The sequence below is a fragment of the Streptosporangium sp. NPDC000396 genome (assembly GCF_042898655.1).
Taxonomy (GTDB): domain Bacteria; phylum Actinomycetota; class Actinomycetes; order Streptosporangiales; family Streptosporangiaceae; genus Streptosporangium.
The window spans coordinates 50,343-62,378 of the sequence record NZ_JBIAZA010000010.1 but is presented as its reverse complement, the minus strand read 5'-3'; the positions used below and the strand labels follow the sequence as shown (position 1 = coordinate 62,378).

General features: G+C 68.6%; 9 protein-coding genes. 4 read left to right on the top strand and 5 right to left on the bottom strand.

Features of this window, described 5'->3' with window-relative positions:
• Positions 1–11: 11 nt before the first annotated feature.
• Positions 12–506 (bottom strand): hypothetical protein, encoded by a 495-nt coding sequence (locus ACFY2X_RS17750; protein ID WP_389939342.1) that lies wholly within the window; start codon positions 504–506, stop codon positions 12–14.
• 216 nt (positions 507–722) lie between these two features.
• On the opposite strand from ACFY2X_RS17750, the gene ACFY2X_RS17745 reads away from it, so the two are divergent.
• Positions 723–2,186: an FAD-dependent oxidoreductase gene (locus ACFY2X_RS17745; protein WP_389939340.1), complete on the top strand. Its 1,464-nt coding sequence runs from the start codon at positions 723–725 to the stop codon at positions 2,184–2,186.
• A gap of 127 nt (positions 2,187–2,313) precedes the next feature.
• On the opposite strand, the gene ACFY2X_RS17740 is transcribed toward ACFY2X_RS17745, so the two are convergent.
• Positions 2,314–5,766 (bottom strand): BTAD domain-containing putative transcriptional regulator, encoded by a 3,453-nt coding sequence (locus tag ACFY2X_RS17740; RefSeq protein ID WP_389939338.1) that lies wholly within the window; start codon positions 5,764–5,766, stop codon positions 2,314–2,316.
• Positions 5,767–6,003: 237 nt separating this feature from the next.
• On the opposite strand from ACFY2X_RS17740, the gene ACFY2X_RS17735 reads away from it, so the two are divergent.
• Positions 6,004–6,957 carry a hypothetical protein gene (locus ACFY2X_RS17735; RefSeq protein ID WP_389939336.1) on the top strand — a complete coding sequence of 318 codons (954 nt, stop codon included), beginning with the start codon at positions 6,004–6,006 and terminating at the stop codon, positions 6,955–6,957.
• A gap of 181 nt (positions 6,958–7,138) precedes the next feature.
• The gene (locus ACFY2X_RS17730) at positions 7,139–7,720 is read left to right on the top strand and encodes a GNAT family N-acetyltransferase (protein ID WP_389939334.1); all 582 of its coding nucleotides are present in this window, start codon (positions 7,139–7,141) and stop codon (positions 7,718–7,720) included.
• A 119-nt stretch (positions 7,721–7,839) separates the two neighbouring features.
• Here the strand turns inward: ACFY2X_RS17730 and ACFY2X_RS17725 are convergent, their stop codons facing one another.
• Positions 7,840–8,046 (bottom strand): hypothetical protein, encoded by a 207-nt coding sequence (locus ACFY2X_RS17725; RefSeq protein ID WP_389939332.1) that lies wholly within the window; start codon positions 8,044–8,046, stop codon positions 7,840–7,842.
• A 497-nt stretch (positions 8,047–8,543) separates the two neighbouring features.
• Here ACFY2X_RS17725 and ACFY2X_RS17720 point away from each other — a divergent pair, with 497 nt between their 5' ends.
• The gene (locus ACFY2X_RS17720; RefSeq protein WP_389939330.1) at positions 8,544–8,897 is read left to right on the top strand and encodes a hydroxyisourate hydrolase; all 354 of its coding nucleotides are present in this window, start codon (positions 8,544–8,546) and stop codon (positions 8,895–8,897) included.
• Between the two features lie 137 nt (positions 8,898–9,034).
• On the opposite strand, the gene ACFY2X_RS17715 is transcribed toward ACFY2X_RS17720, so the two are convergent.
• Entirely contained in the window at positions 9,035–9,520 is a 486-nt protein-coding gene (locus ACFY2X_RS17715) for a hypothetical protein (RefSeq protein ID WP_389939328.1), read from the bottom strand.
• 92 nt (positions 9,521–9,612) lie between these two features.
• Positions 9,613–10,410 carry an arginase family protein gene (locus tag ACFY2X_RS17710; protein WP_389939326.1) on the bottom strand — a complete coding sequence of 266 codons (798 nt, stop codon included), beginning with the start codon at positions 10,408–10,410 and terminating at the stop codon, positions 9,613–9,615.
• Between the last annotated feature and the right edge of the window lie 1,626 nt (positions 10,411–12,036).

The window sequence follows — 12,036 nt, the reverse complement described above, 5'->3', positions numbered from 1 at the left end:
CGCTGGAGGTGTCAAGGGTCGCCGGAGCGGGCCGCTCCGCTGGGCCACAGCACGCGGACCTCGATCGAACGCCGCCTGGCGTCGCCGACCACCTCCGCCGTGCCGCCCTGACCTCGGGCGGGCTGCCCGTCCCACACGGCGAACAGCACGTCCACGTCATCGAGCAGCGTGTCGTTGGCGGCCTTGTAGGTCGCGGGCGTGGGGGCGTCGTACGGCAGCCGCCGTACCAGCCGGGCCCGCAGCAGCAGCCGGTCGAACGCGATCCGGTCGCCCGCGGGCAGGGCGGGCCGGTAGTGGCGGGCCGGGACGATCGCCTCCAGCTCGCCCCCCAGATCGAGGACCGTGTCGGCGAAGATCTGGTCGGCGCCGGAGGCCAGGCAGGACACGCCCACGATCGCCGGGGCGTGCGGGGCGAGTGCTTCCCTGATGGCGGAGCCCACCAGTTCCGCCGTGGCCGGAGTGAGGTCTCGATGGCCCGTGACCGCGACGCGGAGTTCTCCGCTCATGGGCGTCACCTCCCTTTGAGTGTTACCCGTTCGAGAGCCGGTTCGCCGTGAAATCGCGGTGTGGGCTGGAACGGGCTGAAGGTGCGGGCTGGAACAGGTTGAAGGTGCGGGCTGGAACGGGTTGAAGCGGTGCGGACAGTGCCCTGACAGCGTCCTGACGGCGATCTGGCAGCGGGGTGGGACACAGTCGTCTCCGTAACCACCGAGGAGGCAAAGATGAACGAAACCCAGGTGATCATCGCAGGCGCGGGGCCGACCGGGCTCACTCTCGCCGTCGAGCTGGCCAGGCGCGGTGTGAGCTTCAGGATCGTGGAGAAGGCCTCCGAGCACCCCGGCGGGTCACGCGGTAAGGGCCTGCAGCCGCGCACGCAGGAGGTCTTCGACGACCTGGGCGTCATCGACGAGCTTCTCGCCACCGGCGAGAGCTACCCGGCCATCCGTGCCTACGGGGGCGACCAGCAGGTGGTCTGGGAGGGCCGGATGCAGGAGCCCCGGGAGCCGGAGGCGGCCGTGCCGTACCCGATGCTCCTCATGCAGCCGCAGTGGCGCACCGAGCTGATCCTGCGCGACCGGCTCGCCGGGCTGGGTCACACCGTCGAACTCGGCACCGAGGTGACCGCGTTCGAGCAGGACGAGGAGGGCGTGACGGTCACCCTCAACGGCACCGAGCAGGTGCGGTGCGCCTACCTCGTCGGTGCGGACGGCGGGCGGGGCTTCGTGCGCAAGCACCTCGGCGTCGGCTTCGAGGGCGAGACGTTCGAGTCCGAGCGCATGCTCCTCGGCGACGTCAAGACCCCTGACCTGGACCGGGAGTACTGGCACACCTGGGCCGACCTGGCCACCCGCACGCTGCACGCCGGGCTGTGCCCGCTTCCTGGCACCGACGTCTTCCAGTTCACCGCGCCGTTCACCGGCGAGGAGACCCCCGAGCTGTCCCTGGAGTCCTTCCAGAAGATCTTCGACGAGGGGTCGGGGCGCACGGACGTCCGTTTCACCGACCTCACCTGGGCGTCGGTCTACCGGGTGAACATCCGCATGGCGGAGCGGTTCCGCGTGGGCCGGGTCTTCCTCGCGGGGGACGCCGCTCACGTCCACACCCCGGCGGGCGGTCAGGGGCTCAACACCGGGGTGCAGGACGCCTACAACCTCGGCTGGAAGCTCGCGAACGTCCTCGGCGGCGCTCCCGAGCAGCTCCTCGACACCTACGAGGAGGAACGGCTGCCGGTGGCGGCGGACGTGCTCGGCATCAGCACCAAGCTCTACAACAAGGCCAAGCGAGGCGACAAGGACGCCCTTGAGCGCGACGAGGAGACCCAGCAGCTCCTGCTCGGCTACGACAGCTCGCTGGCCGTCGGCGAGCGCGGAGGCGAACGGGCTCCCGACGCGACCCTCGAAGGCGGTCGTCTCTTCGACGTCCTGCGCGGCCCCCACTTCACCCTCCTGGCTCTCGGTACGGCCCACGCCGACCTGGTCGAGAAGACCAACACGACGTACGGCGCGGCGGTGCGCGCGCACACCGTGGTCCGTCCCGGGGAAGAGGGGGACCTGGTCGACGTCGAGGGGCAGATCCACGACCACTACGGCCAGGGGCTCGTGCTCATCCGCCCCGACGGCTACGTCGGCTACCACGGCGATGAGAACGGCATCGGGGGCTACCTCGCCACGGTGGCCGCGAGCTGACGACCTCTGGGACGGGGCGCCATGGGCGGCCGGCCCGGAGGGGACGAGAAACGGCCGGCACGGGGCGGAGGAAACGGGGCGAGGCAGCTCGGAATGGAGAGACCGGGGCGGACGGCTCGAGACGAGGTCACGACGGCGAGCCGACCTTCTCCAAGGCGAGCGCCTCGGGGCTCGACAGGGTCGCACCCCGGCGCAGGGCCGCCTGGTAGCGGTCCTCGCCCAGCACCTCCGCGGCACGGGTGATCAGGGCACCGATGGCGGGGCAGGCGGTTCCCGCGACGCCGCGGAGCGCGTGCGCCGCCCCGATCAGCACCGCCGACCGCTCCAGGTCACCGATCGAGGCATACCACTCGGCGCCCTCCTCCAGGACCGACGCGCGGACGGTCTCGTCCCTGCTCACGGTGATCGACTCGAACGCGTGACGGAGCGGCGAGCGGGCGAGATCCGGTTCACCGCGCAGCCGCAGCACCCGGGCGATCTCCACGTGCACCAGCGACACCAGCTGAGGGGGAGCCAAGGCCTGCCCCCGCAGCAGCGCCAACGCCTGGTGAAGCGTGAGCTCGGCTTCTTCGAGATCCCCGCGCCACCGGGCCAGCTCCCCGCGGGCGTACGCGACGCGGGCGGCCGCGACCGCGTCCCCGGCTCGCTGCACTGCCGCTCCGGCCCGGTCCAGCTCCGCCTGCGCACCGGGGAAGTCGCCGACGCGTGCCCGGAGCTGGCCGAGCCGTACCCGCAACATGATCGGCCCCGGGATCGCCTCCAGGCCCCCGATCTCCGCCGCCGGCGTCACCGACTCCTCCAGCAGGGACAGCGCCTCCGCCGCGTCGCCGCGGTTCTCGGCCACCAGCGACAGCCAGTACAGCGCGAACGACAGCCCCCACCGGTCACCGGTCAGGCGGTAGCCGTCCAGGGCCAGCCGCAGCAGTGCCTCCGCCCGGGACGCCCCCGCGCGGCCGTACTCGAATTCGACGATCCCGCCTCCCAGCCGGGCGGTCGCGCTCGTCCACGGGTCGTGATGGTCACCGAACCTCTCGGCCATGGTCAGCGCCCGCTCGAAGATGTCCTGGGGCTGACCGATGTAGCCGTTCGCGATCGCCCACGATCCCAGCGCCGCCGGATGGCTCGACTCTTCCACCGTCCGCAGGGCTCGCCGCAGCACGGCGGAGGCATCCCGCGTCGTGTACGGCTCCGCCGGGGCGGCCAGCACGCACAGCGCGTGCGCGAGTTCCCGGTCTCGCGGCGGTTCGTCGCCGACGGCCCGCAGAACCGCCGACGCCCAGTCTCCGGCCTCGCGGCGCCGTCCCCGCATCACCCACGGCCACAGCATGGCCATGATCATCCGCAGCGCCAGGTCACGGTCCCCCGACGAGATCGCGTGATCCAGGGCGGCGTCCAGGTTTCCCTGCTCGGCGTCGATGATCGCGAGCAGGCGTAGCTGCTCTCCGGTCCGCAGCAACGGCTCGGCCGTCTCGGCCACCTCCAGGAAATAACGGGCGTGGTCCGCCCGCACCCGATCGGCCTCGCCCGACTCCTCCAGCCGTTCGGCCGCGTACTGCCGCAACGTCTCCAGAAGCCGATACCGGACCCCGCCGTCCGCGCCCGTCCACGATGGGACGTTCTCCTCGTGCCTTTCCGGCGAGACCACCACCAGGGACTTGTCGACGAGCGACGCGACCAGATCCACGCCGTGCCCGCAGACCCGCCGCACCGCGTCCAGGGTCGCTCCTCCGGAGAAGACCGACATCCGGCGCAGCAGCGCCTGCTCGTCGGCGCTCAGCAGGTCCCAGCTCCAGTCGATCACCGCTCGGAGCGTGCGATGCCTCGGCTGTGCCGTACGGCTCCCGCGAAACGCCAGCCGATCGTCGATCATCTCGGCGAGCTGGCCGACGGTGAGGGATCGCAACCGGGCCGCCGCCAGCTCGATCGCCAGCGGGATGCCGTCGAGTTCCCGGCACACCCGCACCACGTCGGCCACGGTCCCGCCGTCGACGCGCAGGCCCGGCAGGGCCGCCGCCGCGCGGTCGCTGAACAGCGCCACGGCCGGGCAGGCCAGCGCGTCCTCGACACCGGCGTGCGGGGCGGGAAGGCCGAGCGGAAGCACCGGGTGGAGGTTCTCACCGGTGATGTCCAGGGGCTCCCTGCTCGTGGCGAGGATCCGCAGCCCGCTGACGGCGGCCAGCAGCCGGTCGGCGACTCGCGCCGCCTCGTCGACCACGTGCTCGCAGTTGTCCAGCACCAGCACGGGAGACCTGCCGCGAAGCGCCGCGGCCAGCCGCTCCAGCGGTTCTTCCTCCTGACCGCCGGCGCCCGCCGCGGTCCACGGGGCACCGGCGCGGTCCGCCAGGAGACCGCCGCCGCTCAGCGCGGCGTGTACGGCCGCCGCCACACCGGACGGATGCGAGAGCGAAGCCAGCTCCACCAGCCAGACGCCGTCCGGCACGTCGAGCAACGCGGCGGCCTCGATCGCCAGCCGGGTCTTGCCCGCCCCACCGGGACCCGTGAGGGTCACCAGCCGTGCGCTCGCGAGCAACTGCCGGAGCCGGGCCAGGTCGGCCTGCCTGTCGACGAAGCTCGTCAGCCGCGCGGGCAGGTTCCCCCGGGGACCGGAAGGGGATCGCTCCGGAACCGGAGCCACGCTCCCGCCCGGGGAGGCCGGGATCGCCTCGTCGAAGGAGCCGCCCGGAGGGGCGGAACCGGCGGGGGCCGGGGAGGTCACGCCATCGCGGGGGGCCGGGTTTCCGCCTGGTGCCGGGACGTCGTTGTGTGAGGTCGGGTTTCCGTCCGGTGACGGAGCGCCGTTGCGGGAGGCCGCGGCGGCCGTACGGGATCGCCCGTCACGTGGAGCGGTGAGATGCTCGTCGCGCAGAGCGGTGAGATGCGCGTCGCGGAGTTCGGGGCCGGGGTCCACGCCGAGCTGGTCGGCGAGGCGCCGTCTGATCCGTTCGAAGGCCTCCAGCGCGTCCGCGCGGCGTCCTTCGGCCAGCAGGGCGAGCATGAGCTGGGCATGGAACGGCTCGCGCAGGGGATGCGCCGCGGCCACCTCCTCCAGCTCCGCGGCCAGATCGGACGACGCCGGATCCGCGGCCCGCTCGCCGGCCAGGGCGAGGTCGGCGTCGAAGCGTGCCTGCAGCGCCGCCAGTCGCAGCTCTTCCAGGCGGGCGGCCGGAGCGAGGGCGAAGGCCGTGCCCGAGGCGTCGGCCAGGGCGGCGCCACGCCAGAGGGACAGTGCCTCGCGCAGCAGGGACGCGGTCCGGGCGGGGTTCTCGGACGCGGCACGACCTTCGGCGACCAGGCGCTCGAAGGCCCACGCGTCGACCGCCTCCCGGGGAAGGTCCAGGAGGTATCCGGCGGGGTGGGACACGATCGCACCGGGCAGCTCGCGCCGGAGTCGCGAGATCAGGGACTGCAGCGCGTTCATCGGGTTGGCGGGCGGGTCGTCCGCCCAGAGATCGTCGATCAGCCGCTCGGCGGTGATCACGCGTCCGGGGTCGAGAGCCATCCTGACCAGGAGGATTCGTAGCCGTGCGCCCCCGATCTCGGTGCCGGGCACGTGCAGCGGCCCCAAGATCCCGACTCGCATGACACCTCCGCTCTTCCGGTTTATCCCGGTTTCTCCGTATTGGGAGATATGACCAAACCAGTCAAGTGTCCACCGAGCCCGGCACGGGGAGAACCGCTGGTGCCCCTTTTCGGTCCTCGCGGCTCCTCCCGCGATGCGGGACTCCTTTGCTGCCGGTACCCGGTGAATTTTTCGGACAGATATCTGTCGGATCTGCTAGGAAAGGCCCGACCGAAATTCATGTCAGAGAGGGTCATCATGGGGCATGACGGTACCCACGGGCCATATGAGGATGAGCTCCGCGAGCAGACCGCTCCCCTGGGAGCCGTGCCGCGACGTGAGCACGGTCATCCGGAGGGTGACGTGCTGTCGGAGGGATGGAGTCCGGAAACCGTTCGGGAGCCTGTCCGAATTGACGAGCAGAGCGAGATCGTCATCCACCGGGAGCCTGTGGAGTCCGGCGGGGAGCTTGCGGAGTCCGGCGGGGAGTCCGCAGGGCCCGGCGACCGCCAGGAAACCGTGGAGGCCGACGGTCACCAGGAGACCGTGAGGCACGGCGACGACCGGGAGCGCGGCGGGGCCGATGACGAAGGCCGGGGTGCCTCACACGAGATCGACGGGGTTCCGGAGCCGACGCGTGGTTTTCTGGGGTCGGGCTGGAGGGAGGAGCCGGACTCCGACAGGCCCCGCCGGAGCAAGACGCTCATGATGGTCATCGGAGGCATCGTGGCGGTGGGGGTCGTGGGGGGCTGGATGCTGTCCGCCACCTCGGGCACGACACCTGACGCCTCATGCCCGTCCGGTGTCAACTGCGCGATGGTCCAGCAGCCGGAGCCGAGTACGGCGGCGCCGACCGCCGAGCCCGAGAAGACGGCGGAGCGGGAACCGGCCGACGAGGTCGGCGTGACCCCCACGCCGACGGGCTCCCGCACCCGCGCGCCTCGCACACCGACGTCCCGGCCGACGCCGACCCGTAGCACTCCACCAGTGAAGCCGAGCCCGGACCCCACCGGAGAACGGGAACGAAGCGATTCCAGCAAGCTCAACTCCCGGCAGCATGAGCCGGAGTCTTCCGGGACGGACCCGGCTCCGACCCGGAGTCCCGCCCCGGCCGAGAGCTCCGTCCCGAGTGAGAGTTCCGTCCCGAGCGAACCCCCGACGCCCGGCGAGAGTCCGTCTCAGGGCGGAGGCCTGCTGGACTGGCTGTTCTGAACCGGCATCTTTCCAGTCCGGCTCATCACCCGTCCCGTCGTCCGGTCCATCGTCCGGCTCTTCGCACGTCCCGTCGTTTTATCCTTCGCCGAAGTGGAGGGCCGGATAAATCCTCTGACAAACCGGGCGGCTCCCGGCAGGATGATTCGCCGTTCGTGCCGTAGCGAGAGGAGCCACGCCGATGCAGGTCTTCCTGGAAACCGACCGCCTGGTGCTGCGCCGGTTCACCGAGGCCGATGTGGACAACCTGTGCGACCTTGACGGAGACCCCGGTGTCATGCGTTTCCTCAGCGGAGGCAAGCCGACCCCCCGGGACGTGATCCAGAACGAGACCCTGCCGCGACTCCTGCATTACTACGAGTGTTTCGCGGCGTATGGCTACTGGGCGGTCACGGAGAAGTCCACCGGCGACTTCCTGGGCTGGTTCGAGTTCCGGCCGCTGAAGGACGGCGACCCCGGCGAAGTCGAGCTCGGGTACCGGCTGCGCAGATCGGCCTGGGGCAAGGGCTACGGCACCGAAGGATCGCGCGCGCTCATCCGCAAGGGTTTCACCGAGCTCGGCGTCCAACGCGTGGTGGCCATGACGATGACGGTCAACACCGCCTCCCGGCGAGTGATGGAGAAAGCGGGTCTGACATTCGTGCGGACCTTCCACCAGTCGTGGCCGGAGGTCATCGAGGGCGCGGAGCACGGAGAGGTCGAGTACGCGCTGTCCAGGGCGGAGTGGGAGCGGCGGGAAGCCGAAACCAGCGGGCAGGCGTAACGGGGAGCCTCGACGGACCTGGGGAAACGGGAGTCTTGACAGGCCTGGGAAAGCGAAAACGGCCGGAGACCCAAGGTCTCCGGCCGTGTGGGTGGCCGACGCCTCCCGCGGCGCTCACTTCACGAATGGCCCCACGGCTCGCCGTTCGTAGTGGGGGGAGTGGTGGGGGGAGGAGTGGGGGTCGGGTCCGAGGCGGTCACGTGGATCCCCGCCGTACCGACGGTCGTGGTCCCGGTGGTGACGGCGCTCGTGGCCACCACACCCACGGTGAGGACAATGGCGGAGAGGGCGAGGCGGAAGATGCGGCTGTTGTTGGAGTCGCTCATTTCTACTGTCCTCTGTTTCGTCGCGGGGGCCTGCGGTCGCCGGCCGATTTGCTGTGCGTTCTCAACGTCACAGCAGCCGCCATCCGGTCATTATCGGATCTCTTCCGGCCTGCCATCAGCGCAGTTCGGGACGGGGATGAGAGTTTTCCTTGACCAATGGTGATGGATTTCGTCAGATATTTGGCCGTGCCGCCGATGGGACGCGCCATCGTGCCGATAACGCCGAGATATTGACTCGCCTGTTTTGGCGGGTGGGCCGATAGCCGGACGAAGGCGTGCCGATAGGGCGTTCCGGAAGCCTGGGCGGAAGGCCCCGGGCCAGCCGGTGTTCGTCGCATTCGACGGCCGGGGTGACGCGCGCCGGAACGGGGGTGGGGAGCCGAATGCACGGAAGACCGTCCATCGACTCGCGAAGGTCCACCACGGACGTCCGGCGCGTGATCCAGAGACAGTCGGCGGGCCCCTCACGGCGGGCTCAGGGGATGGGTGCTTTCACGATGGGTATCACTGCGCAGACGCTGGACAGCGTTTACGGTCGATCGGCCGCCGGTGTTCGGGCGCGTCTGGAGCGGGCCGGCAACGGTCACTGGGATGTCGTCGCCGACGCCGAGACCGACGGCGACGGGTGCATCAGAGAATGGCGCGGACGGAAGCTTGAGCGCGGGCTTTACCGCATCGTGTTCGACAGCGACTACTATTTTGTCGGTCTTGGTCTCAGCGCCGCCTATCCCGAGATAACCGTTGTTTTCCGCATGCAGGACGAAACCGACTTCTACCAAATAAAGGTGTTGCTTTCGCCCTACTCCTATTCGACGTACTTCGGATCGAACAACGGGCCGTTCTTTTCCTGACGGCGCACGGTGCGGGGCCCGTCGCGGGACATCGGCCTTGCCCTCCAGGTAGTGAAGCCCTTGGCGAACCGGTCGTCGCACCAGAGCGGCCACCGTGGCCAGGGCTTCGGTACCGGCGTTTCGGGAAGCCCTGAGACTTAGCGGATCTGCCAGAGGCCTTCGTCCACCCGGATCTCGGGCAGGCCCGGAACCGGTGCCGTGGCTGCGTAGAGAACGAACCGGTCGTCCTCCTCTTCCATCGCGACGCGGAGACGGCTGCCGTCCGGCAAGATCACTGTCCACAGTCCTGGCGGTTCGGTTTCGCCGTACAGCACGTAAGCACCGAAGCGCGTGGCGAACTTTTCGGCGAACTCCCGGCGTCCGACCCGGTCGGCGAGCCGTCCCTCGATGCCGACGTCGAAATCCATCGCGAAGTGGCCGTGGACCTGCTGGTAAGTGCAGAACGCGGCAAAAGTGATGTCCTCGGAGACATCCCGCAGGTCCTCGGCGACCCGATCGGCGTGGCCGATGAACAACTCCTGCTCGGCGATCTCAAAGCAGTCCAGCAGGAATTCCCGCAACTCGGCCTCCGAAACGAGGCGGGACGACAGGCCGTCATAGCCCGTGGCCCGTGTCTCTGTCACAGGGCCGGCCTAGGCGCTCGTCCTGTCCATTGGCCGCCGCGTTCGCCATCGGCGCCGCGCGGACACGCCGACCCCTGCCAAGGCATCACCGCTCACCGCCAGAGGGGAAGCGCGGCTCCCAACCGTCGGATCACCTCAGCATCGCGGGCATCGCTGGGGCCGCCCGACGGCATATGCTCCGTGATGGCTGCTCCGACCACGTTGTTCAGACGTGAGACCAGATCGATCAGCCGTTGTGGCGGCACCCCGTCCGGTTCGGGATAGCCGATAGAGCCGAATTCCGTGGGGTCGAGCACGTCCAGATCGATGTGGACGTACACCGGACCGGTAAGACCGACGAGCACCTTTTCGAGGTCCTCGACGCCGTACCGCCGGATGCCGGCCTTTTCGATGTACTCGTGTTCCGTCGCGCTGCCCGCCCGCTCTCCGGCGATTATCACCTGCTCAGGCAGCAACGGCTGCTTCGGCACAAGCGGTGCCGGTCCTTCGCCGAGCAGCGTACGCAGCACCATCCCGTGGAACGAGCCCGACCGCAAGGTCTGCGGAGTGTAGAGGTCGGGGTGCGCATCGATCCACAAGACCGTCAGTCGGTCGCCGTACCGGTCGCGGGCGGCGGCGATCGGTGCCAGATCCACCCCGCAGTCACCACCGGTGGTGACCACCACATCATCGATGCCGGCCAGGGCCTTCTGAGTCAGCCGCAGGTTTTCTACGAGCACGTCCAGCCCGCGTACCCCGGCATCGGGTTTACCACCCGTGTCGAGCACCGGCACCGTGACCCGGGCGTCGGCCGGCACCAGCTCGGCCGTACGATGGGCGCCCGCCGCGAGGCGCGGCGAATCACCTAAACCGGATCCTTGCCACTGTGGCACGCAGAGTACTGTCGTCATGATCGGGAAGCGTATGTGCCGCGTGAGTCACATCACAAACAGTTTCTGAGCGTCGACGATCGTGCTTGCTCGATGGCCTCGACCGCGGCGGGTAATGAGGCATCATCCGCCGGTCTACCCATGCTGAACTGTGGCGATAGGTTGAAAAGGGCTGAGTGCTCGCGGAAGGGTTCGTGTGGCGGGTTCGGCCTTGAAAATGTGGAGCGAGGGTGATGAACCTGTGTCCGTTCAGCTCCGCGGAGAAGAGGCGCGCCGCCCAGGCGAGTTCATGTCGGCACAGAATAACGATCGCGATCGTGATCAAAACGAGAAATTGCCGAGAATGCGAAAGTCAATAACGTCGAACCCGGATCGCCGTGTTCCGGCATGTCCGGATTCCGGTCATAACTGGGCGTTATAAAGCTGAGGGGTATTGCGAACAAGCTCAGGACCGATATTCCGACGCCTGTCGGGGCGGTGGCGGCCGCCTGGCATCCTGGTTGTATGATGCGGAAGCGACACGGCCTTCTGGAGCCGGGCCGCTCACCGGATTGACCACACGGAGATGTCGTCGGGAAACGCCTCCCGGCCATATATCTACGTATCAGTATCAATACGCTGTGTATTGCAGCCATGGAAGGGCGCATCTGCCTCTCCCATGTCGAGGATCCTTGTGGTGACCAGGGTGAAGGCGCCCGGCGTCGTTCTCGCCGCACATGGATTTGCAGATCCGAAGGCGCGGTGATAGAGCAACGCCGCTGGGCGCCTTTGGCGGGGTTGCGCAGGAATCGAGCTTGTGTCTCGACAGGCCGAAGCCACTTAATCCGGCTGGGCCGCGATCCTGTCTTCGTGATGTTCCCACGGTAATTACTCGTCATTGGGTGACCCGTCCCGAACCCTTGTGAGACCTATAAATGTCCAGGTCAGGGCCGACTTTTCGATGAGAAGGCGTGAGCCGGCGCCAGGCGAAGGATCGGTGCGGATTTTTCCCCCTCTGGGTTGCCCGTGTATTCTTCGATCTGTCGCCAACTTGGCTGGCCTGCTTGTGGAGTTACGATTGACCAAGGCAAAGCCTGACGTCGCATTAGATGAGGACGGAGAGTCGTGGCGGACCCTCCGTAACGTACGGTATTCGGTGTCACCTGTTCGGTGAGGAAACGCTAACTTACCGTCGGGCGTTATTCGACGCCCCGTGACCGTCGTGGCCTCGTCTTTGCGACGGGAACGCGTCCTTGCTGGTGTGAAGCGAGATGTGAAAATTCTCCGCAGCGCAGGCGGAGTTTCTCGCGGAGCTCGGTGGGAAGAGAGCGAGCGTCGCTGCATCGGTTGATTTTCCGTGTGCGGTCCGAGCTTGTTCTGCAAGTAATGAAGCGCGAGACGAGAAGGGGGTCTCGGCGTGCGCCAGTCTGTAAGAGAGACGAGAGGCGAAGAATTCCGGGGCGGTGACCGGCCGCGACGGGCCAGAGGCATCGGAAGCGGGATCCGCATATCCGGATCCAGCTCCAACCTCGGCTCCGGCGACGTCGGACCAGACGGCCCACGTAACCACGCCTCGGGCATATTCACCACCCGGTTCTCTCCCGGCGGGCATTTCCACGCACGTGACGTGGATCGGCCTCTCCCGGGCCGCGCCAAACACAAGCCGGC

What these genes read in the sequence shown, in the direction of transcription:
- ACFY2X_RS17730 (WP_389939334.1), top strand. Translation starts at nt 7,139, where the DNA reads ATGCAGGTCTTCCTGGAAACCGACCGCCTGGTGCTGCGCCGGTTCACC.
- ACFY2X_RS17740 (WP_389939338.1), bottom strand. Translation starts at nt 5,766, where the DNA reads ATGCGAGTCGGGATCTTGGGGCCGCTGCACGTGCCCGGCACCGAGATC.
- ACFY2X_RS17735 (WP_389939336.1), top strand. Translation starts at nt 6,004, where the DNA reads ATGGGGCATGACGGTACCCACGGGCCATATGAGGATGAGCTCCGCGAG.
- ACFY2X_RS17720 (WP_389939330.1), top strand. Translation starts at nt 8,544, where the DNA reads ATGGGTATCACTGCGCAGACGCTGGACAGCGTTTACGGTCGATCGGCC.
- ACFY2X_RS17725 (WP_389939332.1), bottom strand. Translation starts at nt 8,046, where the DNA reads ATGAGCGACTCCAACAACAGCCGCATCTTCCGCCTCGCCCTCTCCGCC.
- ACFY2X_RS17750 (WP_389939342.1), bottom strand. Translation starts at nt 506, where the DNA reads ATGAGCGGAGAACTCCGCGTCGCGGTCACGGGCCATCGAGACCTCACT.
- ACFY2X_RS17745 (WP_389939340.1), top strand. Translation starts at nt 723, where the DNA reads ATGAACGAAACCCAGGTGATCATCGCAGGCGCGGGGCCGACCGGGCTC.
- ACFY2X_RS17710 (WP_389939326.1), bottom strand. Translation starts at nt 10,410, where the DNA reads ATGACGACAGTACTCTGCGTGCCACAGTGGCAAGGATCCGGTTTAGGT.